This is a genomic window from Clostridium ganghwense, assembly GCF_026735165.1.
Lineage (GTDB): Bacteria > Bacillota > Clostridia > Clostridiales > Clostridiaceae > Clostridium_H > Clostridium_H ganghwense.
In genome coordinates, this window is record NZ_JAPQES010000004.1 from 74787 (window position 1) to 98370 (window position 23584).

Genomic DNA, 23584 nt, shown 5'->3' on the forward strand with positions numbered 1-23584 from the left:
TTTAAACTTAGTTTTCCACACAACATACAATATATCCAAACTTCAAAATATATTATACAAAATTCTCATAATAACTAAAAATTTTTATTAAAATAAAAGGAAGGAGTAAAATTAACTCCTTCCTTATCAGCAGCTTCAGCTACTTCTTTTATTTAAGTGAAATTCCTTTTTTAACAGCTTTAACTATATCTTCAGCTGTTAGTCCATATGCTTTTAATAATTCATTCGGTTTACCACTTTCACCAAAAACATCCTTAACTCCAACTCTTACTGCTGGAACAGGGCTATTTTCACTTAACACTTCACATACCGCAGAACCTAATCCACCAATTATGCTGTGTTCTTCAGCAGTAATCACTACTCCTGTTTCTCTTGCAGCATTTGCTATTGCATCTACATCTATTGGTTTTATAGTATGTATATTTATAACTTTAACTTTAATCCCTTCTTCTGCAAGAAGATTGTAAGCTTCAAGAGCTGCATCTACCATAATACCTGTTGCAACTATTGTCGCATCTTTTCCTTCTCTTAAAGTTACAGCTTTTCCTAGTTCAAATTTATATTCAGGATTATCATTTATAACTGGAACTGCTGATCTTCCAAGTCTTACATAGCATGGTCCATTATATTCAGCAATAGCTCTTATTGCTGCTTCAGCTTCAACACCATCACTTGGACATATTACTGTCATATTTGGTATGCTTCTCATTAAAGATATATCTTCTATAGCTTGATGTGATGCTCCATCTTCACCAACTGTAATTCCTGCGTGAGTTGCACATACTTTTACATTTAATTTTGGATAACAAATTGTATTTCTTATTTGTTCAAAAGCTCTTCCTGCTGCAAACATTGCAAAAGTACTAGCAAATGGTATCTTACCACAAGTTGAAAGTCCTCCAGCAACAGCCATCATGTTTGCTTCTGCTATTCCCATATTTATGAATCTTTCTGGACAAACTTTTTTAAATTCTGCTGTTTTAGTTGATTTTGATAAGTCTGCATCAAGTACAACTACATTTGGATTTTCCTGTCCTAATTTGGCTAAAGCTTTTCCGTAAGCTTCTCTAGTAGCAATTTTATTAGCCATTATTCTTCACCCCCGATTTCTTTTAAAGCTTGGTCGCATTGTTCTCTACTAGGTGTTGAGCCATGCCAACCAGCTTCGTTTTCCATGAATGACACGCCTTTTCCTTTTACAGTTTTGCATACTATCATTGTAGGCTTTTCTTTTATAGCTTTAGCTTCAGCAATTGCGTTGATTAAAGCTTCAAAATCATGTCCATCAACATTTATTACATGCCATCCAAAAGCCTTAAACTTTTCATCTACTGGACCTGGATTTAATACATCTTCTACATTTCCATCTATTTGTAATCCATTATTATCTAAAAAAGCAGTTAAATTATCTAATTTATAATGAGCTGCTGACATAGCTGCTTCCCAAACTTGTCCTTCTTGTAATTCTCCATCTCCAAGTAATGCATATACTCTATAGTCTTTTTTATCTAATTTGCCTGCTATAGCCATACCTACAGCTGTAGATATACCTTGACCTAAAGACCCTGTTGACATATCAATTCCTGGAACATAATTCATATTAGGATGGCCTTGAAGCATAGAACCCATTTTTCTTAATTTTAGTAGTTCATCCTTATCAAAAAAGCCTTTTTGAGCTAATGTACTATATAAAACTGGTGCTGCATGACCTTTTGAAAGAACAAATCTATCTCTATCTGGATTTTGTGGTTCTTCACTATTTATATTCATTTCTTTAAAATATAGAGTAGTCAAAATTTCAACCGCTGATAAAGATCCGCCTGGATGACCTGACCCAGACTCTGTTAACATGGTTACAATGTCTTTTCTAACTTGTTTTGCTATCTCTTTGAGATTCTGCATATCTTTTTCCATTTTTAACGCCTCCTAATGTTTTCTCTTTACTTATTATATCAATTTATGTACAAAAATACACTAAATTATATCACATTTTGTATAAGAGTTATTAAATTGCATCAAAAAAAGGGCTTTTATGCCCTTTTTCTTCATAATCCAACACTTATTAAAAGTGCTTCATCCACTTTTCTCATATCTTTTTCCGACATATGACCGATTTTTTCTTTTAATCTTCTTTTGTCTAAAGTCCTAATCTGCTCTAGCAAAACAACTGAATCCTTATTCAGACCATATTCCTCCGATGATATTTCTACATGGGTTGGAAGTTTTGCCTTATTTATCTGCGATGTAATGGCAGAAACAATTACAGTAGGACTGTATTTATTGCCTACATTATTTTGAATAATAAGTACCGGTCTTATTCCACCTTGTTCTGAACCAACAACTGGACTTAAGTCAGCATAAAATATATCTCCTCTTTTCACTACCATTGTCATCAGGCAAATCACTCTCCGCAAGCTTGGCTTCATATTCTTTTAATTGTGACATATCCTTCACAAAGCCCGTTTCACTTAGCTCTAAATTAATTTGCGCCATTTCTATATATCCTTTTTTTAATTCATCTATCTTGCTTAACTTTTTTTTGTCCTCAATATATAGTATTAAAGTATCTCTAATAAATTCACTCTTTTTTTTGTATTTTTTTTTTAATTTTTTTCTAATCTCTTCATTAAGTTCTTTAGACAGGTTTGTCATTAATTTCTTTGAGCTTGACATAGAGTTATTAATACCTCCTAAATTATCATAAAGCGAATATGTACATATCCCATTATAGTTTAATATTTGTCAAATTGTCAAAGAAAAACCCTGTTTCTTTTAAATTTTTTGGTATGTAATTATACACAATTCATTTATATATTACACATAGTTCCTTATTTTAACAACTTCTCCATCTTTTATGTACACTCTTGGAACCCTTTTGCTTATGGCACAAATCACTTCGTAATTAATAGTACCTAATATTTCTGCTATGTCGTCAGCATCAAACTTCACTTCATCTGTCTTACCCATAAGTACAACTTCATCACCTACTTTAATCTCTGAAGATATATTAGTAATGTCAATCATGCATTGATCCATACAAATACTTCCAACAACTGGCGCATGCTGTCCTTTTATTATTACTTTGCCTTTGTTAAATAGTGCTCTTGTATAACCATCTGCATACCCTATAGGTAATGTAGCAATTATACTTTCCTTAGAACTTTTAAACTTTCTTCCATAACTTATATAATGCCCTGATGGTATATTTTTTATGTGAGCTATCTTCGTCTTAAGTTTCATAACAGGTCTTAATTCTAATTTGCTTTTATCAATTTCCTTAGAAGGATAATATCCATATAAAATTATTCCTGGTCTTACAGCTTCAAAATGTGTCTCTGGCAAATCAATTATAGCAGCACTGTTTGCTATATGTCTTTTCTTTATATTTATACCTTTTTGTTCTAAATAACCATAAAATTTATTAAAATTTTCCAATTGGTAATAAGTATATTCTTTATTTTCTTCATCTGCAGTTGAAAAATGAGAAAACACACCTTCTATTGATATATTAGGAAGTTGGCTTATTTTATATACTTCTTCTGCACTTTCCTGATTAGGAAAAAATCCAATCCTCCCCATACCCGTATCTACTGCTATATGAATTTTAGCTATTTTATGCTTTTTTTGGGCTGTTTCTGAAAGTTCTTTAGCATATTCGTAAGAAAATACTGTCTGTTCAATATCATATTTTAATAAATCTGGTATAAAATTAGGATCTGTAAATCCTAAAACTATTATAGGACACTGTATTCCACCTCTTCTTAGTTCTATACCTTCAGTAACTACTGCAACAGCAAGTCTTGTTGCACCATTTTCCAATAGTACAGGAGCTATATCTAAAGCTCCATGTCCATAAGCATCAGCTTTAACTACACCTATAATTTCTTCACTTTTTGAAATTTTTCTTATTTGCTGCATATTAAATTCTAAATTATCTAGATTAATTTCTGCCCATACTGGTCTTAAATGTTTAACCACTCTATTACCCCCATACTAGAAAACCAAGTTTCTCCTAAAACTTGATTATATTATTCATTTGTATTTTCATCTTTTTTATTTTCAAAAATATCTTTTTCTAGCTTTGGATTTGGAATAAAATTTCTGTAACCAAAGCTTATTACTTCATGCCCTTTTATGTCGCAAATCACTGTTCTTTCTGGAAGTTTATTCTCAAGATTTACATACATAATGGCTTTACTAATATTTCTATTATTACCAGGAATCATTAAATGGATAAGTTGATATTCTTTATCACATATAGTTTGTGTAGAATATCTTATTTCTTCATTAGTATATAACAGCCCAATATATTCTTGTAAAAAGCTCAACTTGTATACACTATCGAAATTCTTGTCCAATGTATAATCTTCATTGTTATTGAGATCACTTACTAATATATCATTTTCTTTATATATTAATATTCTCCCATCTCCAATGTCTAGTCTGTGACCAAATTTTTCATCATAAAATTGTTTACATTCAACTTTTCTCTCTTGCTTACTATTTTTTATATGTATATCTAGATCACAAGTATAACTATTAAGTTCCTTTAAAAACTGTACAACTTTACTGGGGTCGTTTTGTTTTTTACTGCATCCACATAAATTTAATACCATTAATAAACTAATAGTGAATAGTATTAATAACCTTTTTCTCATAAATTCCTCCAGATTAAAATTTATATTACTAATACTATTCTCTATTACCTTACAATATTCTTATTCTCTTGAAACTTATCTAGATACTTTGCTGTTGTAATTCTTTTATAGCATAAGGTACCTCTTCCAAAACATGTTGTGCATTTACACAAAACATTTTCTTTGATAATTTATCCCCACAATAACCATGGATATACGTTGAAATACATGCCGCCTCAAAGGGCTTAACTCCTTGTCCGATAAAGGATGCTATTATCCCTGTTAAACAGTCTCCCATTCCCCCTGATGCCATAGCACTATTGCCTGTTGAATTAACTACGACAGTTTCACCATTAGTAATTACAGTATTATATCCTTTTAAAAGCAAAATAACCCCATATTCTTTAGCAAATTTCTTAGCTATATCTATTCTATTCTTTTCTATTTTTTCTATTGAAATACCTGTAATTCTAGACATTTCACCTAAATGTGGTGTTAGCACTACCTCTGCCTTCTTATCTTTTAATAAATGCAGTTTATCCTTTAATACATTTATACCATCTGCATCTATAACTAAAGGACATTGAGTAAATTTTAAAACATCTGTAACTATTTTCAAAGTACCTTCATTATTACCCATGCCAGGTCCTATAGCTATGACATTACTTTTCTTTAAAATCTCGTTTAACTTTTCCCTTTCCTTAAAAGAAACTGTCATTGCTTCAACAAACTTATTACTCATAATTTGTTGAACAGCCTCTGTACAGCATAAAGTAACAAGCCCAGCTCCACTTCTTACTACCGCCTGAGTTGTTATATATGCTGCCCCCGTAAAGCCTTTTGAACCTGCAATCACTGACACCCTTCCAAATCTACCTTTGTGGGAATATTTATTTCTATAAGTCATAGCTTTTTTTACATCATCTTCTTGTATTAAGTAATCTTTAATTTGAAATTCATCAGCAGTAAATTCAGGAATTCCTATTTTTTCAATTATAATTTCACCAGTTGAATTATGAGCATCATAATTCAAAAATCCTTTTTTATAAAATTGAAAAGATACTGTTTTATCTGCTTTTACTACAACTCCCAAAACATTTCCAGTATCAGCATTAAGTCCTGATGGAATATCTATTGAAATTACATATTTATTACTTACATTTATAAGTGAAATGACAATTTCATACATATCCTTTACTTTTCTGGAAAGTCCGGTGCCAAATATAGCATCTACAATAACTTCACATCTATTTGTTGCATTTCTAAGTTCATCCACATCTCCAATATTTTTTATATGATTTATCTTAATGTCCATACTTAATAAAATATCGTAATTTACTTTGCAATCTCCACTTAACCCTGATTCGTCTCCTATTAAAAATATCTCTACTTTCTTTTTAAGTATCCATAAATGTCTTGCAAGAGCTAATCCATCGCCACCATTATTTCCACTTCCACATATAATAACAAAATAATTATTTTTATGTACATCCAAATTATTAAGTACCTTTAAAGCTGCATTTTCCATCAAAACTATACTTGGTATTTTCAAATTTTCTATACAAAACTTATCAATTTCTCTCATTTTCTGTGATGTTACTATTCGCATCATCATAAACCTCCAAAACTGCATAAGCTATAGCATTTTCTTTACTATGAGAGATACTTAAATGTATTTTATATTGTCCCCATTTCCTATCCATCTTTTTAGCTTTACCTTTTAATAAAACAATAGGTTTTCCTAAAGTAGTTCTATCAATTTCTATATCTTTAAACTCAAATTCTCTGAACCCTGTTCCTAGTGCTTTTGACACTGCTTCCTTTGCGGCAAATCTACCAGCTACACTTTCTACTCTCATATTTCTGCTTTGTAAATACTCAATCTCATTTTTACTAAACAATTTATTGATAAAATTAGAATTTCTCTCCATAGCTTTTTTTATCCTGCTTATCTCGACTATATCCACACCTATACCAATTATCAAACTAAAACCACCCCCAATAACTAAATGTGAACTATGTTCCTAATAAACTTTTTATTTAAACATAGCCTACATTAATTTTACACCTAAAATTTATTTTTATAAACAAAAAAGGAGGTAATCCTCCTTTAGCAAATGTATATATTTTTTAAAACTTCATCAAAGTCAGTTATATATTGGTCTATGTATTCTCCTAAAACATCTAGAAGATGTAGCGGCGACACTGTATTATCGTAAAGCACTTTTACTAAATTATGAACTTTATGTCTATGAGGGCTTATACATTTAACAAAATCTCTTTCAATCTTTATAACTTTTCCCTCAACTATATCTTGTCTTTCCACTTCAATTCCATAAGATTGTATTTCTGATTTCTCACATTCTGCAAAGATAACTTGGTCTTTAATTACTCTATATGAGTAATTGTACTCTACATCTTCATATTTTTCACTTCTGCACAAGTTTTCTACTATTAACATTATTGTTATCCCCCCTGCAACTTTCCTTTAACAATATAATATCATCCTTTTTGTGAAAAACTTGTCAATTTTTAAAATGTATTTCTTGAAATTTATCTAGAATTTATGACAATAATATACCTTAATTACCTTATCATTTATTATAAAACCCATTTTTACAACCAGCAATTGGAAGCTATATGTTTATTTGTCGAATACTTATATATTCTTAGAAAAGATTATTTGGCTTATACTTGAAAGAAATAAATCTTTATCGATAGAAATATACCTACATACATCTTCCATTATAAGTAAAACAATTACTATTATAGCTTTATCATTTCCTTTGTATTCTGCTAATTTATATTTTTCCATATAATTATTCATAACTTCTTTTTTACATTTTACTTCTCTATATAATTCATTTATAGTCTTATACATTATGGAATATGAAATTTTAATAAAATCTGCTTTTGCTTTCTCTTTTCCATTTATCACTTCTTTTATTATCTTATCTAATACTATTCCTTTATAGTATTTCTCCATAGATGCATTATAGTTATTACTTATGAAATCCCCTAAGATATTTGCATCTATTAAAGCAACATCCCCTTCTGTGTTATATAGAACACTAAACTCAATATCTTTATTTCCTTCTTTTTTAACTTCTTTTACAATTTCCTTTACTCTATAATTAAAAGCACTAGTAAACCTGGAATCAAGAATAAAGTATTCCAACTCTCTTGAACAAGCTACAGATAAAAATTCTGCAAAGCGTCTATAACGTTTTCTTAAATAATCCTCATTTTTCATATAAGCACCTACCTTAGAAATATACGTTCTTATTTTATCAAATTAAACATAAAATATACGTTATATAAGAATGTTGCAAAGCAACATTCTGTTATCAGTGACCAGTAACCAGTAGCCTGAAAGAAAAATAAAAAGAAAATTTCAAAAATTAAATTAAGTAAAAATAAACACAAAAAAAAGAGCAAGAATATAGAGAATATCTATGTTCTTGCTCTTTCTTTTATTTAAGTTTAGGTTTTGTCTTAGCAAAACTTCCTTCACTGGTTACTGGCACCTAACTACTAGTTACTAGATTAATGTTCCTTCGCACTTTTATTCTATGCTGCCTTATTTCCATTAACTTTAGCTTGTACTTTTTTAGCCGCACCTAAGAACAATACTAAAGCTAATATTGCTCCACCTATACCAAGTGGAAGTGATATACTCATAGGTAACTTAAATCCTATTTTAGCATTTGCAATAAATGTTATACATACAGCTGACATAAATGTAGCTGGAACTGCTGCCATCCAGAAATTCTTACCTTTATGAACCAAATACATTGCTGCAGTCCAAAGCACTATTGTAGCTAAAGTTTGATTTGACCATCCAAAATATCTCCAGATTATTGTAAAGTTAACTTTAGTTAATGCAAATCCAATTGCAAATAGTGGAATACTAATTACAAATCTATTCTTAATTGCACTTTGTTTGAAATTTAATGAATCAGCTATTGTAAGTCTTGCACTTCTGAATGCAGTATCTCCTGATGTTATAGGAGCAGCTACAACACCTAATACTGCTAAGAATCCACCAACTCTACCTAACCATGTATTACATACTTCATTTACAACCCAAGCGGCGTTATGTCCTTTAACAGACATTGCACCAGCAAGTCCATCTACTCCACCAAAGAAACTCATTGCAGCTGCTGCCCAAATCAAAGCAACTATACCTTCAGCTATCATTGAACCATAGAATATTCTTCTTCCTTGAGATTCTTTTGTTATACATCTAGCCATAAGTGGTGATTGAGTTGCATGGAATCCTGAAATAGCTCCACAAGCAATTGTTATAAATAACAATGGATATAGTGGATTTGATTCAGCTTTAGGGTGCATGCTTTTTAACGCTATTTCTGGAATATGAACTCCTCCAAATACCATTGCTCCAGCAACACCAATTGCCATAATCAACAGACAAATACCAAATATAGGATATATTTTCCCTATAAGCTTGTCTACTGGAACTACTGTAGCAATTAAATAATAAGCAAATATGCAATATAATAATATTGTTATATCAATTCCTGTTAAATTGTTTAATATAGAAGCAGGTCCTTTTACAAATACAACCCCTACAAGAATAAGTAACACAACGGAAAACACTCTCATGAATTGTTTAAATCCATTTCCAAGATACTGTCCAACTACTTCTGCAATACTAGCCCCATTATGTCTTACTGATAACATACCTGAAAAATAATCATGTACTGCACCAGCAAAAATACATCCAAAAACTATCCAAAGAAAAGCAACAGGTCCCCACATAGCACCTGCTATTGCACCAAAAATTGGTCCAAGGCCTGCTATATTTAAGAATTGAATCAAGAATATTTTCCATTCTGGCAATGGAACAAAATCAACACCATCTTCAAGTCTAACCGCTGGTGTTTCAATACTATCATCAGCACCGAAAACCTTTTCAACAATCTTACCATAAACGAAATATCCAATAATTAAAGCAACAATAGATAATAAAAATGATACCATTAAACAACACTCCTCCCATAAGTTTTATAACACTTACTTCTTGTCTACATTATAATTAACTTATTAGAGTATTTATTTATATCTTACATCAAAGAACAAAAAAAGCACATAAAGTGCATTTATATGCCCATTAAGTGCTTGAAATCGTTTATATTGTTTCTACTAACTGGTATTTCTTCATCTATCTCTTGTAATTTAACCATATAGGTATTATTAAACCAAGGTATTATTTCAACTATTTTTTCTAAATTAACTATATAAGATCTATGACTTTTAAAGAAATTATTTGTAGGCAACCTTTTATAAAATTCTGATATACTGCAGTTCTCAATAAATTTCTCCTTACTTGTATAAATAATTGTTTCTCTTTCATGCGCCTCACAATAACAGATATCACAAATATTTATTACTCTCAGTTTATTATTTGTTCTTAAAGTAATCTTACTATTTATACATTTATTTGTAAATTCGATTTTCTCAAGACGCATTAAAGTATTTACAATTCTTTCTTCGGAATATGGCTTTAAAAGATAGTCAAAAGCTTCTATCTCAAAAGCATGTACTGCATGTTCTTTATATGCCGTTATAAATACTATTATTATCTTTTTTTCAAAATTATTTATTATTCTTCCTAATGCCATTCCGTCCAGCTTAGGCATATTTATATCTAAAAAAACAATATCAGGTTTATTCTTTTCTATATATTCTAATGCTTTTATAGAATCATCAAATTCCTCTTGTATCTTTATGCTGCTAAACTGTTTAATAAAATACTTTAATTCTTCTCTTGCAGGATATTCGTCATCAACAACAATACAGTTCATAAAATCATCCTTTCAACTGTTCAATAATAAAAGTTGTTTTAGTTCCTTTCTTTAATCTTTCTATTTGAAGGCCTCTTCCATAAATATATTTTAGCCTATTGTTAACATTAGAAATTCCTATTTTACTCTCCTTCATACTGCCTTCATACACTTTATCAATAACCTCTTGTGAAATTCCTATTCCATCATCCTCTATACTAACCTTAACTTTCTCATTATCTACCTTCTTTATCTCAATCTTTATTGTTCCTTTTTTATCATTTTTTAAAATTCCATGTTTTACAGAATTCTCAACTATAGGTTGAATAATCAAACTAGGTATCTTTATATCTATGTTATCATCAATATCGTAAATAACATTTAATTTTTCTCCAAATCTTGCCTTTTCTACTTCTATATAGGCTTTTACTTGTTCCATTTCTTTGTAAATATCCACAGGAGTATCTCCTATTTCCAAATTATACCTCAAATATGTGGATAAGTTAATAATTAATTCTCTAGCTTTATTTGGATTTATTCTAACAAAAGAAGTTATTGTATTTAATGCATTAAATAGAAAGTGAGGATTGATTTGAGCTTGAAGAGCTTTTATTTCAGCTTTGTTAGCCATTTCTTTTAACTTACCAAGCTTACTTATTTCTAATTGTGTTGATATTATTTGTGAAAGTCCTACAGCTAAATTCCTATTTCTAAAGGATGTAGCACCTTCTTTTCCATAATATATTTTTAACGAACCTATTATTTCTTCTCCATCCTTTAGCGGAGCAATAATACCTGATTTTAATGGACAATTCTCATAAGGACAATTAATTAATTCTGCACTATTCAATTCTAAAATTTCACCGCTTTTAATAACTTTTTCTGTAGCACCAGTTAATATTTTAGCTCCCTTAACATGATGATCTGATCCCAACCCTACATGAGCAAGTACGTGTTCCCTATCTGTAATAGATACTGAATCAGCATTTATAGAATCTTTTATAATTTCACATATTTTTTCAAAAGAATCACTATTTATTTCTCTAAAATAAGGTAAAGTCTTATTTGCTATTTCTAAAGCTATCTGCGCCTGCTTTGCTGCTATTTGTTCTTTCTCTTTAAATATATTTTGTATTAATAATATTAATACAGATATACCTACTGCATTTGTGAACCCCATAGGTATATATATATTCTTAACTATTGCAATTGCTGTTGGAAATGGTTTAGAAATAATAAGAATTAATAACATTTCTAAACTTTCCATAAAAATTCCACCTATAAGTCCATATATCCAATTATTTTTACTGTCACATTTTTCATACAATATACCTGATACAATTCCTGCAGTGATTGTTGTAATAACACATGGAACAGTAGTTATTCCTCCAACTCCTATTAAGAATCTATGCACACCAGCTATAATTCCTGCCACTGTACCTACAAAAGGACCACAAAGTATCCCCCCTGCAATAACACCAATCATTCTTGTATTAGCTATTGCTCCATTAATATCTGTACCTATATATGTGCCTAATATTCCAAAACATCCAAAAATAATAGATAAAGCAATCAAATCATTCTTCCTAAATTTATCTTTTTGAATAATTTTTTTAAAGCTATTAGATTGGGAAATAATAAATGCAACAAATAAAATATACCCTACATTATTGGTAAGATTTTTTAATATTTCTATCAAATTTTCCACCCCTTCTCTTTTCTCGGGCATCTGTCTTTAGTGCATAATTTATTGCAATATTTCTGCTAAACTTGCAATTTTTTCTTCAATTTGAATTTTACTTACTGACACCTAGTACTTATAAGCTGGTATCTGGTCCCTAATTATTGGGACCCCATACCTAACTACTGCTATCTAGTTATTAGTACGAAACTAGTGCAGGAAAAAACATAGATGCAATAGTAATTAATACAGCTGATATCAATCCTCCTATGGCAGCACATAAAACTGATTTTTTAAAATCCAATTTTAAAAATGCTGCAACTGCACTTCCTGTCCATACTCCTGTTGTAGGAAGCGGAATTGCTATAAAAGTAATTAAACCTATTTCCTTATACTTTTCCATTTTAGCTGAATTCTTGTTTATTTTCTTTTCTATAAACTGATTTATACCGCTAAAAAACTTGTACTTTTTCATCCATGCAAAAATTTTATTAAATAATAAAAGTATAAAGGGTACTGGAAGCATACTTCCTAAAAAGCTAATCAAAAACACCTTAGAGGGAGTTAGTTCATATCCAATAATGCCCAAAGGGATTGCCCCTCTTTGTTCTACTATAGGAACTGCTGAAAGTAAAAAAACTTTAAGTAAATTACTCATATATTTTCTCCTTTTTTTCATTAGCTCAGTAATATTGTATATACTCTTTTTTATATTATCATTTATCTTAGAAATAGTTAAGCCTTTTATTTTAATACTAAAATTTTCTTGTAAACATTCATTTTTGATTAGAAGTCTTACATCAAATGTTTTTATAATGACTGATATAATCCCCCTTAAGAGTCTTCGTCTAATAAACACTTGTGTTTCATATGAATATTTTTTTGCATTTTTAAATCAAATTTCGCAATTTTCTTTCAAAAGTAGTGACAAATTTAAAATTTAATTTATAATGAAAATAAGAGATGAAATTTAGTATAATAAACATTTTCAATTTCCTAGGTAATTAATGCATATACATACACATTCTTCATTTCACAATAGAAAATCAAAGGAGGAAAATTTATGAGTAATTTTAGTGTTTTTGATATAGTAGGTCCTATAATGATAGGTCCATCTAGTTCCCATACTGCTGGCGCTGCAAGACTTGCTAAGGTAGCTACCATTATTGCTGGTAATCATATCAAAAAAGTAGATTTTTTATTACATGGATCATTTGCACAAACTTATAAAGGACATGGTACTGACAAAGCTCTAGTTGCTGGTATTCTTGGAATGGATCCTTGGAATGAAAATTTAAGAAATTCCTTTACTATAGCTCAAGAAAAAGGAATCGAATTTAAATTTACTGAAACAGATTTAGGAGATGTTCATCCTAATACAGTTAAATTTGTTATTACGAAACAGAATGGAAACGTATCCAGTGTAATAGGCTCTTCTATAGGAGGAGGAAATATAGTAATATTTGATGTTGACGGACAATCAGTAGAATTCAGAGGTGATTATCCTACTCTAATAACAAATCATAAGGATACCCCAGGTGTTGTATCAAAAATAACATCACTACTTTATTGTGAAGGAATAAACATTGGTTCTATGAAAGTTTATAGAACTAGTAAGGGGTCAACAGCAGCTATGGGTCTTGAAACAGATAATATAATCCCTGATGATGTTATTGAAAAAATAAAAGCAATACCTGAAATTTATAGTATTAAAGTTATAAATCCAATCATGGAAGGAGATTTCTAAATATGTTTGCAAACAGTGGATTAGAGCTTCTTAAAGCTTGCAAAGAACAAAATTGTACTATTTGGGAATACACTCTTAAATCAGAGGTTGAGGAAAGCGGTTTAAACCAAGAACAAATATTTGAAAAAATGAGAAAAACTCTTCACGTTATGCAGCATTCTGCAAACTATGCCCTTGAAAATGAAGTTAAATCTGTAAGTGGGTTAATAGGTGGAGATGCTATTAAACTAAAAAAATATGCTGAAAGCAATAATACTTTAACTGGTGGATTTATGGTTAAAGCTATGGCAAGAGCTATTTCTTGTTCAGAAGTTAATGCAGCAATGGGTAAAATAGTTGCCTGTCCAACTGCAGGTTCCTGTGGCATTATGCCAGCTGCAATTATATCTGCTGGTGAAAAATTAAATAAATCAGAAAATGAACTAGTAAAAGCGTTATTTACTGCTTCTGGCGTAGGAATGATTATAGCTAAGAATGCTACTGTATCTGGTGCAGAAGGTGGTTGCCAGGCTGAATGTGGTTCTGCATCAGCTATGGCTTCAGCAGCAATAGTAGAAATGATGGGTGGAACTGTAGAACAAGCTCTAAATGCATCCGCAATAGTTATTAAAAATATACTAGGATTAGTTTGTGATCCAGTAGCTGGACTGGTTGAGATTCCATGCGCTAAAAGAAATGCTTCTGGGACTGTAAGTGCACTTACAACTGCTGATATGGTTATGAGCGGAGTTACTAGTAAGATTCCTTTTGATGAAACAGTATGGGCTATGTACAGAGTTGGTAAACAACTTCCTTGCGAACTTCGTGAAACGGCTTTAGGAGGATTGGCTATTACTCCAACAGGTCTTGAATTAAAGAAAAAAGTTTTAGGAGAAGACTAATAAAAATAGTGCTATAGAATTACTATAGCACTATTTTTATATTATATCCAAATTGTAGACAGTAAGTAGAACTATCATTTTTAAACACATTTCCTACATATACATAGTTGATATCAATTTCATTATTCATATCTTATATAAAGTCATACTTAAATATGTTAATATTCTTTGCTTATATCATATAGTACTAATATAATTCACAAAATTATAGGATTTTTTGTAATATTTTCTTAGTACTTAAAGGAATATAAGGGAAAATGTAGAATTATATATTTTATAGTAAAAAACTCAAAAGATAAGTAAGCAAGGAGAGGTCTAAACATATGAGTATAAAATCGAAACTAATAATTAGTTATTTGTCCTTAATAATATTTTCCGTGAGTATTTTAGGATTTCTAATCGGGAACAAATCACAAAAAGCTGTTTTTGATGAAGTAACTGAAAAAAGTGAACATACAACACAATTAATTAATAGTATGGTTAGTGTTAGAAATGATTTGCTTTCAGAAAAAGTATGGAGTGATCTACATTTAGCAGAAAAACTATTAAATGGTTCAGGTCAATTAAGAATTGATAATACACAACAAATTCAAGTTGGAAATTATAAATTACCTTCCTTATACGCCGGAAACACTAACTTAACTTTAGATACTACTCTTGTTGATGATATAAAAGAATCAATAGGTGCAATTGCTTCGGTATTTTTATTAAAAGATGAAAAGTTAATAAGGGTTACTACTAATGTTACTAAAAATGGTAAAAGAGCTATGGGTACCTATATCTCTAACAATTCTCCAATCTATAAAAAAATAATCAATAATAAGCATTATCGTGGAAGAGCTTTAGTTATAGACAATTGGTTTATAACAGGATATAGACCTCTATTAGATGAGAATGGAAAAGTTATAGGTGCACTAGCATTAGGATATACTCAACTAAATAATTTTTTAGAAAAAACATTAAGCGATATTAAAATTGGAGAAACAGGCTATATATATATAATGAATTCCAAAGGTGATCTTCTTCTTCATCCAAATATTAAAGGACAAAGTATAAAAAATTTTGATTTTTCTAAAGAAATAATAAAAAATAAAAATGGTAAAATTGAATATAAATTTAACGGTGTCTACAAATTAGCAGCTTATAGATACTTTGAACCTTATGATTGGTATATTGTTACAACCGCTAATTATGATGATTTAAAATCCTCTTCTAAAACGATCTTATATACAATATTACTAGCCGGCTTTATTATTTTGTTAATAAGTACACTTATAGCTTTATTATCAGCAAATACCCTAGTTAAGCCTATTAATAAATTAAAAAATTATATGGAGATAGCTGGTACAGGAGACTTAACAGTTCAATCTGATATAAATAGCAAAGATGAAATAGGCATACTCTCAAATAGTTTCAATAATATGATGAAAGAAAATAAAAGATTATTAGAAGAAACAAGAAAATGTGATCAATTAAAAACTGAATTTTTTGCTAATATATCTCATGAATTAAAAACTCCATTAAATATAATATTTTCCACAGCTCAGTTATTTGATTTTTATATAAATAATGAAAAAATTAATACTACAAAATTAAATAAATATACAGGTATCCTAAAACAAAATTGTTATAGACTTCTAAGATTAGTTAATAATTTAATTGATGTCACTAAAATTGATTCTGGATTTATGGAATTAGATTTAAAAAACCAAAATATTATAGAAGTTGTTGAAAACATAACCTTATCAACTGCTGAATATATAAAAAACAAATCTAGAACAATTATATTTGATACTGATACAGAAGAAAAAATTATAGCTGTAGACCCTGAAAAAATGGAAAGGATTATACTAAATCTTATTTCTAATGCAACTAAATTCACAAAACCAGGAGATGAAATAAAAGTCACTATTAATGACAATAATGATTATGTGCATATTACTATAAAAGATACAGGACTAGGCATACCAGAAAATGAACTTGAAAAGATTTTTGAAAGATTTAAGCAAGTAGACCCTTTATTAAGTAGGAATCATGAAGGAAGTGGAATAGGTTTATCTCTTGTTAAATCTTTAGTAGAAATGCATAAGGGTACTATTACTGTTAAAAGTGAATATGGTAAAGGAACTGAATTTATCATTGAATTACCAGTTAAACTTATTCCTGAAGAAAATAATACTGAAACCTTAAAACATTTTACCCCAAAAACTAATGTAGAAAAAATACAAATTGAGTTCTCAGATATATACTCTTAATAACAATGTTAGGATACACTATTATAACAGCCTAAAGCTAAATAAAATTCTCTTTCTTTAGGCTGTTTATTATTCTAATTTTATTTTTGTTTGCTATTTCAAAAATTTACACATTTATCTCAAATTTTCAATATTTGCATATATTCCTTCAAAAACTGCAACATATTATTATATATTACGTTTAATTTTCTTATTTTTTTCAATATAAAACATAACCATAATAAATTGGATGATTTAGCTTTAAATGTGTATTATAGGATATATCTTTCAAATTTACTCTTGTATAATTTTATATATTGTATTAAAATAAATATTGCAGGATTTATTTCATTCCATCAATAAATCTCATAATCATAACTAAGCTTTATTTGTTTAATCCATAACCTTTCAATACTTTGTACTAAAGTTTCTGTTCTTTTTATTTTGCATTGAAATTTAAGTACTTTCATTTTTTATTAAAATTTCTGCATTTTTCAAATGCTTTTGTATACATTCCTGTATACATTTTTTTAAATTCTTCTTAAGGTATACAAATCTTTAATATGTAATATATTAAACTCGATAAAAATTACATTTCAACATACAAGGAGGCCGATACATGAATAACATTAATAAAAGAGAAATCTCATTAAAAAGAGCTGGAGAATTAAAATCTAGGATTGACGATTATCTTCAAATCAAAGATACACTAAAAAAAGGAACTAGTGATGAACAAAAAAATAAGATTGCTGCAAAAAAAGCAAAGATATTATCTTTCTTTAATGCAACAGAAGAAGACTGGAAAGATTGGAAATGGCAATTAAAGAATAGAATAAGTGATATAAATACATTAGCTCAACTAATTGACCTTGACGATAATGAACTAGAAAACATAAAAAAAGTAGGCGAAAACTATAGATGGGCTATTTCACCTTATTATCTTTCTTTAATAGATGAAGATAAATTTAACGCTGTAAAACTTCAATCACTACCAACTGGTTTAGAACTTGTTGGCGAGGGTGATACAGATCCTATGGGAGAAGAATTCACTAATCCAGCTGGTTCAATTACAAGAAGATATCCAGATAGACTTATAATAAATGTGACAAACGAATGTGCTATGTACTGTAGACATTGTCAAAGAAGAAGAAATATCAGTACTACAGATTCTCACAAAAGTAAAGAAACAATACAAGAATCTATAGACTATATAAGAAATAATCCTGAAATTAGAGATGTATTAATTACAGGTGGAGATTCACTAGCTTTATCAGATAATATGCTTGATTGGTTGCTTTCTGAATTACGTTCAATTCCTACAGTTGAAATAATAAGATTAGGAAGTAGAACTTTAGTTACAATGCCTCAAAGAATTACTGATAATTTAGTTAATATCTTCAAAAAGTATCATCCACTTTATATAAATACACACTTTAATCATCCACTAGAAATAACAGAAGAATCAAAAGCTGCTTGTGAAAAACTTGCAAATGCAGGTATTCCTTTAGGAAACCAATGTGTTCTATTAAATGGTATAAACAATGATAAATATGTCATGAGACTATTAAATCAAGAATTATTAAAATGTAGAGTTAGACCTTATTACATTTTCCATGCTAAACATGTAATCGGTACAACACACTTCAATACATCAATAGATGATGGAATAGAAATTATGGAGTATTTAAGAGGCTATACTTCTGGTCTAGCTATACCAACTTATATAGTTAACGCACCAAAGGGTAAAGGTAAAACTCCTATCTTGCCTCAATATTTAATATCTAGAGGAAAAGATTCAGTAAAAATCAGAACTTGGGAAGGTGAAGTAATAGATTATCCAAATCATCCTTCTGTTGATATAAAAGCTATGTTATCTAATAACGAAAAATAAGTTTTATAACTTTAATATATAAGACCCTATATTATAAAAGAAACAACTTCTTTCATAATATAGGGTTTTATATTTTTATTGTTACTAAAAAATATTTATTTTATATACTATATTTATACCTTTTTAATCCCACTAATTTAGCAGAGTTTACTGCCTTTTTATATTCCTCCCTTGATATTCTCCTACTTAATTCTTCAAAATTGTACGATTTATGAGCAGGATAATACTGTTCCATAATATTTACATATATATCTTTAGATATTTCTTCAGCTATAAATCTCATTATTTCTTCTGTACCTGCTAAATTCTGTGGCATTATCAAATGTCTAATAAGAAGTCCCTTATAAGCTATATTTTTATCATCTGTTTTTAAATCTCCAACTTGTCTGTACATTTCTTTTATTGCAGCTTTTGCTATTTTATAATAATTTTTTACGCCTAAATATTTCTCAGCAATATTATCATCTGAGAATTTCATATCAGGCATATAAATATCCACAATACCCTCTAAAAGCTTAAGTGTATCCGTTAGATCATATCCATTTGAATTATATACTATAGGTATGTTCAATCCGTTTTTTGCAGCTATAAAAATGGCCTCCACAATTTGCGGTACTATATGACCTGGAGAAACAAGATTAATATTATGACATCTTCTCCTCTGCAAATAAAGCATCATTTCAGCCAGTTCATTTGTATTTACTTCTTCACCTTCTCCACAATAACTTATTTCATAGTTTTGACAAAATACACATCCTAAATTACAATGTGAAAAAAATATTGTACCTGATCCATATCTACCCACTAATTCTTCTTCTTCACCTAAATGTGCTTGAGCTCCAGATACAATAACATTATCTAATGTTTTGCAATAACCTTTTTCTCCTTTTAGTCTATTTACACCACATTGATGAGGACAAAGAACACAATTTACAAGCATTTCCTTTAAAGTTTTTACTCTATTTTCTAGCTCACCACTTGATAATAAATCTAAATATCCTGGCTTAAGCATAATTCTCATCCTTTACTATTAAAATATTTATTAAACAATAACATATGATTTATATTTCCCTTTATAAAAAATAATATAATGCACATCTTATTATTGATTTCTTAATACTATTACTGCTATGTCTGAAGTATTAAAAGAAGAAATATTATAGTTTAAAAGCTCCTTACTTATATTTTTTTTAGTAAGGAGCTTATTTTTCAACCATATAAATTTATAAATGGAACTTTAAAAATATATATCCGAAAATTCTATAGATATCTTTTCAACCTTATTTGCCTGAATATTCTTTGAAGAAATATTACTGGTACTATCCTTAACTAGTTTTACAGGAAGTTTTATAATAAATTTGCTTCCCTTTTCATACTCACTTTCAACATCTATATCCCCTTCATGCATTTCAATTAATGACTTTACAAGCGATAATCCTATTCCGCTTCCTTCATTCTCCCTAGTTAGAGATTTATTTACCTGCCTAAATCTTTCGAATATAACCTTTTTATCTTCTTCTTTAATACCTATTCCTGAATCTTGTACAGTAATTATAACTGTATCTTTTGCATTTTGTATATCAACAGATATTTTATCCCCTTCTTTTGTAAATTTTATAGCATTTGATAAAAGATTTAACAGTATACGCTCAATTTTATCTGGATCACATGCTATTGTTTTTTTATGTATATCTGAATCAAATTGGAGATTTAAAGACTTAAGTTTTGCAAAATCTGATACTGATAAAGTTATGTCCTTTACTATTTTTACAATATCACAATTTGTAAGATTTAATTCTAAAAAACCTGAATCTATCTTCGTAACATCAATTAAATTATTAACTAACCTTATTAATCTATAACAATTTTGCTTCATACTTTTATTTAGTTTTGAAAATTTTTCATAAAACCCTAAATACGATATATTATTAAGGTACATGTCCATTAACTGTATAGATCCTAATACTACATTTAATGGAGTTCTAAACTCATGAGATATATTAGCAAAAAATTCTGTTCTTAACTTTTCATATTCTACAGCCTCTTTTAACAGCTTCTGATTTACTTCAGCTTTTTTTCTCATTTCTATCATTTTATTTCTCTCAGTTATATCCCTTGCACAACATAATATTTTTACTACTCTACCATTTTTAATTATTGGTGTACAATTTATTTCAACATCGAAGGAGTTTCCATAAACATCTTTTCCTCTAAGATTTACCCCTGTAAATTCTTCACCTTTTGATAATCTCAAGCAAGTTTGCTTACATATATCAATGCTATTGTCATCTATTAAGTGTTTAAACGTTACATTACTTATTTGTTCTTTCTTAATTCCAAATTTTCTTAGAAAAGCTGGGTTAGCATTAATGATACAATTATTGTTTATATCAACGAGATAAATAAAATCTGGACATATATTAAAGAAAGTACGATAACGTTCTTCACTATCTCTAAGTGCCTCTTCTGTATTTTTTCGATTGGTAACATCAATTCCAAAAGCCCAAGAATGCCATCCTGGAATAGGGAACTTCTTAGATATATTAAACCATGATATAGTTTTTCTGCTGCCATCTTTGCATATAATATCATACTCTAAATCTCTAAAATCACAATCTTTTTCCCTTATTTGTTTTAATATTTTTTCTTTATATGTTTCATCTGGATATAAGTTATCCCATATTTTAGGATTATCAATAATCTCACTCTTAGAATAACCTGTTACAAGCTCACATTCTTTGTTCCATACTGTAATATTATCATTTTCATCAATAGCATCCATCATTATAGGCATATTTTGAAGAACAGAACGTAAATGTTCCTCACTTTTTTTAAGATTTATTTCATATAGCTTACAACTAGTTATATCATTTAAAACAACAATTATATTCTTTAATTGAAATTTATCATTAAATATTTTTTTAAAATTTATTTTAAAATATGAAGCTTTTCCATTTGATTTCAAGTACTTTTCTAAACATAGAGATTCTTTCGTGGTATCATTTTTAAAAAGTATTAAATCTTCTTCAAGCCAATTCTTTATATAACTATTAGTATTATCAGATTTCATAAGTAGACTACCTTCACACAAATTTATAACTTCATTGTTTATATTTATAATTTCTATATTATTATCAAAAACTACAATAGGTGTAGGTATATTATAAAAAAATAATTCCATATCAATGCTATCACTAAACATATAACCTGTTATCCCCCTAAATAAGAATCTTTATACAATTGAAATTTTAATGCATTATAGGTATATTCTTCTAATATTTACTTTTTCCTTCAAAATCCAACAAAAAAAATATGAGGTATATGAAATTAATCATATACCTCATATTTTTTTAACTATAAAATTAAAATTTTGTTATACCATCCTTTGTAACAATACCTTTTATTAATGGTTTTGCTTTAATTTCTTCTTCTACAATATCATAAGCTTTTATAATCATTTCTTCAGATGTTTTTTGTTTTTTAGCGTCATTAGCATATATAGTTGCTATAGTTTCACCCTTCTTCACAAAATCTCCAATTTTTTTATGAAGAACTATTCCAACAGCTAAATCTATATCACTTTCCTTAGTTTCACGTCCTGCACCAAGTACAAGTGCTGCTATTCCTATGTCATCTGCTTTTATTCCCTTTACATATCCATCTTCAGCAGCTACAACTGGTTCTACAATACTTGGAATAGGGAATAAAGACGTATCATCAACATAAGTTGGATTTCCACCTTGAGCTTCAACAAGTTCTTTTAATTTTGCAATTCCTTTTCCTGATTTAATTATGTCTTCAAGTATTTCTCTTGCTTCTTCAGCATTTTTTGCTTTTTCTCCTAAAACAAGCATATGTGATCCAAGAGTTAAGCAAAGCTCAGTAAGGTCAGCAGGACCTTCTCCTCTTAAAGTATCGATAGCCTCTTTAACTTCTAAAGCATTACCTACAGCAAAACCTAATGGCTGGTCCATATCAGTTATTACACCAACTGTATTTCTTCCAACATGTGTTCCGATATCAACCATTTCTTGTGCAAGTTCAAAAGAACTATTTTCATCCTTCATAAAAGCACCACTGCCTGTTTTTACATCAAGTACAATAGCATCAGCTCCAGAAGCTATCTTCTTACTCATAATACTTCCAGCAATTAATGACATATTATCAACAGTTGCAGTAACATCACGAAGCGCATATAGCTTTTTATCAGCCGGAGCTAAATTAGCTGTTTGACCACCTATTGCTATTTTCTTTTCGTTTACGTTTTGCATAAACTTTTCAATTGGCATCTCTACTGAAAATCCATCAAAAGACTCTAATTTGTCAATAGTTCCACCAGTATGTCCAAGACCTCTACCAGACATTTTTGCAACAGGTACTCCTGCTGCTGCAACTATAGGTCCAAGAATTAAAGTTGTTGTGTCACCAACTCCACCTGTACTATGTTTATCAACCTTTATACCTTCTATAGCTGATAGATCAATAATTTCTCCACTATCTACCATAGCTTTTGTTAAATCAGCTGTTTCTCTTTTATTCATCTTTTGAAAGTAAATAGCCATCATAAGAGCTGATACTTGATAATCTGGAATTTCGCCCTTAGTATATCCTTCTACAAAAAAATTAATTTCTTGTGTAGTGAGTTCTTCACCATTTCTCTTTTTCATGATAATATCATACATTCTCATACTATTCACCTCATACTC

Annotated in this window: 21 protein-coding genes; 4 read left to right on the forward strand and 17 right to left on the reverse strand. The window is 29.2% G+C overall.

Annotation, left to right across the window (positions count from 1 at the left end):
• Positions 1 to 148: 148 nt before the first annotated feature.
• From OXH55_RS11625 to OXH55_RS11690, 14 genes are all read right to left on the reverse strand, one after another.
• Complete coding sequence (locus OXH55_RS11625) at positions 149 to 1090, reverse strand: transketolase family protein (RefSeq protein ID WP_268050148.1); 942 nt, start codon at positions 1088 to 1090, stop codon at positions 149 to 151.
• Positions 1090 to 1914, reverse strand: a complete 825-nt coding sequence (locus tag OXH55_RS11630) for a transketolase (RefSeq protein WP_268050149.1) — start codon at positions 1912 to 1914, stop codon at positions 1090 to 1092. Before OXH55_RS11630 ends, OXH55_RS11625 begins: the two co-directional genes overlap by 1 nt.
• A 131-nt stretch (positions 1915 to 2045) precedes the next feature.
• Positions 2046 to 2393 (reverse strand): type II toxin-antitoxin system PemK/MazF family toxin, encoded by a 348-nt coding sequence (locus OXH55_RS11635; RefSeq protein WP_272509053.1) that lies wholly within the window; start codon positions 2391 to 2393, stop codon positions 2046 to 2048.
• A complete protein-coding gene (locus OXH55_RS11640) occupies positions 2353 to 2673 on the reverse strand; it encodes a CopG family transcriptional regulator (protein WP_268050150.1) in 321 nt (106 codons plus the stop codon). Before OXH55_RS11640 ends, OXH55_RS11635 begins: the two co-directional genes overlap by 41 nt.
• 141 nt (positions 2674 to 2814) lie before the next feature.
• Positions 2815 to 3978, reverse strand: a complete 1164-nt coding sequence (alr, locus tag OXH55_RS11645) for an alanine racemase (protein WP_268050151.1) — start codon at positions 3976 to 3978, stop codon at positions 2815 to 2817.
• A gap of 50 nt (positions 3979 to 4028) precedes the next feature.
• Positions 4029 to 4658 (reverse strand): germination lipoprotein GerS-related protein, encoded by a 630-nt coding sequence (locus OXH55_RS11650; RefSeq protein WP_268050152.1) that lies wholly within the window; start codon positions 4656 to 4658, stop codon positions 4029 to 4031.
• Positions 4659 to 4737: 79 nt separating this feature from the next.
• Positions 4738 to 6246: an NAD(P)H-hydrate dehydratase gene (locus OXH55_RS11655; RefSeq protein WP_268050497.1), complete on the reverse strand. Its 1509-nt coding sequence runs from the start codon at positions 6244 to 6246 to the stop codon at positions 4738 to 4740.
• Positions 6209 to 6622, reverse strand: a complete 414-nt coding sequence (locus OXH55_RS11660; RefSeq protein WP_268050153.1) for a holo-ACP synthase — start codon at positions 6620 to 6622, stop codon at positions 6209 to 6211. The genes OXH55_RS11655 and OXH55_RS11660 overlap by 38 nt, the downstream gene beginning before the upstream one ends.
• A 125-nt stretch (positions 6623 to 6747) precedes the next feature.
• Positions 6748 to 7098 (reverse strand): DUF6514 family protein, encoded by a 351-nt coding sequence (locus tag OXH55_RS11665; protein ID WP_268050154.1) that lies wholly within the window; start codon positions 7096 to 7098, stop codon positions 6748 to 6750.
• 198 nt (positions 7099 to 7296) lie between these two features.
• Entirely contained in the window at positions 7297 to 7890 is a 594-nt protein-coding gene (locus tag OXH55_RS11670) for a hypothetical protein (protein WP_268050155.1), read from the reverse strand.
• A gap of 317 nt (positions 7891 to 8207) precedes the next feature.
• Positions 8208 to 9641 (reverse strand): carbon starvation CstA family protein, encoded by a 1434-nt coding sequence (locus OXH55_RS11675; RefSeq protein ID WP_268050156.1) that lies wholly within the window; start codon positions 9639 to 9641, stop codon positions 8208 to 8210.
• A 119-nt stretch (positions 9642 to 9760) separates the two neighbouring features.
• Positions 9761 to 10465, reverse strand: a complete 705-nt coding sequence (locus OXH55_RS11680) for a LytR/AlgR family response regulator transcription factor (RefSeq protein WP_268050157.1) — start codon at positions 10463 to 10465, stop codon at positions 9761 to 9763.
• Positions 10466 to 10469: 4 nt separating this feature from the next.
• Positions 10470 to 12143 (reverse strand): sensor histidine kinase, encoded by a 1674-nt coding sequence (locus OXH55_RS11685; RefSeq protein WP_268050158.1) that lies wholly within the window; start codon positions 12141 to 12143, stop codon positions 10470 to 10472.
• A 181-nt stretch (positions 12144 to 12324) separates the two neighbouring features.
• Positions 12325 to 12783, reverse strand: coding sequence for a COG2426 family protein (locus OXH55_RS11690; protein WP_268050159.1), 459 nt, complete (start codon positions 12781 to 12783; stop codon positions 12325 to 12327).
• 405 nt (positions 12784 to 13188) lie between these two features.
• Between OXH55_RS11690 and sdaAB the strand changes: the two genes are divergently transcribed.
• The 4 genes from sdaAB (at position 13189) to eam (ending at position 18878) form a co-directional block, all read left to right on the forward strand.
• Positions 13189 to 13872, forward strand: coding sequence for an L-serine ammonia-lyase, iron-sulfur-dependent subunit beta (gene sdaAB / locus OXH55_RS11695; protein ID WP_268050160.1), 684 nt, complete (start codon positions 13189 to 13191; stop codon positions 13870 to 13872).
• A 2-nt stretch (positions 13873 to 13874) separates the two neighbouring features.
• On the forward strand, positions 13875 to 14753 hold the full coding sequence (gene sdaAA / locus OXH55_RS11700) for an L-serine ammonia-lyase, iron-sulfur-dependent, subunit alpha (RefSeq protein ID WP_268050161.1): 879 nt from the start codon (positions 13875 to 13877) through the stop codon (positions 14751 to 14753).
• Between the two features lie 323 nt (positions 14754 to 15076).
• Positions 15077 to 17008, forward strand: a complete 1932-nt coding sequence (locus OXH55_RS11705) for a Cache 3/Cache 2 fusion domain-containing protein (RefSeq protein ID WP_268050162.1) — start codon at positions 15077 to 15079, stop codon at positions 17006 to 17008.
• Between the two features lie 598 nt (positions 17009 to 17606).
• On the forward strand, positions 17607 to 18878 hold the full coding sequence (gene eam / locus OXH55_RS11710; RefSeq protein WP_268050163.1) for a glutamate 2,3-aminomutase: 1272 nt from the start codon (positions 17607 to 17609) through the stop codon (positions 18876 to 18878).
• A gap of 100 nt (positions 18879 to 18978) precedes the next feature.
• Here the strand turns inward: eam and OXH55_RS11715 are convergent, their stop codons facing one another.
• From OXH55_RS11715 to OXH55_RS11725, 3 genes are all read right to left on the reverse strand, one after another.
• The gene (locus OXH55_RS11715; RefSeq protein ID WP_268050164.1) at positions 18979 to 19890 is read right to left on the reverse strand and encodes a radical SAM protein; all 912 of its coding nucleotides are present in this window, start codon (positions 19888 to 19890) and stop codon (positions 18979 to 18981) included.
• A gap of 225 nt (positions 19891 to 20115) precedes the next feature.
• Positions 20116 to 22080 (reverse strand): PAS domain-containing sensor histidine kinase, encoded by a 1965-nt coding sequence (locus OXH55_RS11720; RefSeq protein WP_268050165.1) that lies wholly within the window; start codon positions 22078 to 22080, stop codon positions 20116 to 20118.
• A 160-nt stretch (positions 22081 to 22240) separates the two neighbouring features.
• Complete coding sequence (locus OXH55_RS11725) at positions 22241 to 23566, reverse strand: pyrimidine-nucleoside phosphorylase (RefSeq protein ID WP_268050166.1); 1326 nt, start codon at positions 23564 to 23566, stop codon at positions 22241 to 22243.
• Positions 23567 to 23584 lie beyond the last annotated feature (18 nt).

What these genes read in the sequence shown, in the direction of transcription:
- OXH55_RS11705 (WP_268050162.1), top strand. Translation starts at nt 15,077, where the DNA reads ATGAGTATAAAATCGAAACTAATAATTAGTTATTTGTCCTTAATAATA.
- OXH55_RS11690 (WP_268050159.1), bottom strand. Translation starts at nt 12,783, where the DNA reads ATGAGTAATTTACTTAAAGTTTTTTTACTTTCAGCAGTTCCTATAGTA.
- OXH55_RS11665 (WP_268050154.1), bottom strand. Translation starts at nt 7,098, where the DNA reads ATGTTAATAGTAGAAAACTTGTGCAGAAGTGAAAAATATGAAGATGTA.
- OXH55_RS11670 (WP_268050155.1), bottom strand. Translation starts at nt 7,890, where the DNA reads ATGAAAAATGAGGATTATTTAAGAAAACGTTATAGACGCTTTGCAGAA.
- OXH55_RS11635 (WP_272509053.1), bottom strand. Translation starts at nt 2,393, where the DNA reads ATGACAATGGTAGTGAAAAGAGGAGATATATTTTATGCTGACTTAAGT.
- OXH55_RS11625 (WP_268050148.1), bottom strand. Translation starts at nt 1,090, where the DNA reads ATGGCTAATAAAATTGCTACTAGAGAAGCTTACGGAAAAGCTTTAGCC.
- sdaAB (WP_268050160.1), top strand. Translation starts at nt 13,189, where the DNA reads ATGAGTAATTTTAGTGTTTTTGATATAGTAGGTCCTATAATGATAGGT.
- OXH55_RS11720 (WP_268050165.1), bottom strand. Translation starts at nt 22,080, where the DNA reads ATGTTTAGTGATAGCATTGATATGGAATTATTTTTTTATAATATACCT.
- OXH55_RS11640 (WP_268050150.1), bottom strand. Translation starts at nt 2,673, where the DNA reads ATGTCAAGCTCAAAGAAATTAATGACAAACCTGTCTAAAGAACTTAAT.
- OXH55_RS11675 (WP_268050156.1), bottom strand. Translation starts at nt 9,641, where the DNA reads ATGGTATCATTTTTATTATCTATTGTTGCTTTAATTATTGGATATTTC.
- OXH55_RS11680 (WP_268050157.1), bottom strand. Translation starts at nt 10,465, where the DNA reads ATGAACTGTATTGTTGTTGATGACGAATATCCTGCAAGAGAAGAATTA.
- OXH55_RS11725 (WP_268050166.1), bottom strand. Translation starts at nt 23,566, where the DNA reads ATGAGAATGTATGATATTATCATGAAAAAGAGAAATGGTGAAGAACTC.
- OXH55_RS11655 (WP_268050497.1), bottom strand. Translation starts at nt 6,246, where the DNA reads ATGCGAATAGTAACATCACAGAAAATGAGAGAAATTGATAAGTTTTGT.
- OXH55_RS11715 (WP_268050164.1), bottom strand. Translation starts at nt 19,890, where the DNA reads ATGCTTAAGCCAGGATATTTAGATTTATTATCAAGTGGTGAGCTAGAA.
- OXH55_RS11650 (WP_268050152.1), bottom strand. Translation starts at nt 4,658, where the DNA reads ATGAGAAAAAGGTTATTAATACTATTCACTATTAGTTTATTAATGGTA.
- eam (WP_268050163.1), top strand. Translation starts at nt 17,607, where the DNA reads ATGAATAACATTAATAAAAGAGAAATCTCATTAAAAAGAGCTGGAGAA.
- sdaAA (WP_268050161.1), top strand. Translation starts at nt 13,875, where the DNA reads ATGTTTGCAAACAGTGGATTAGAGCTTCTTAAAGCTTGCAAAGAACAA.
- OXH55_RS11630 (WP_268050149.1), bottom strand. Translation starts at nt 1,914, where the DNA reads ATGGAAAAAGATATGCAGAATCTCAAAGAGATAGCAAAACAAGTTAGA.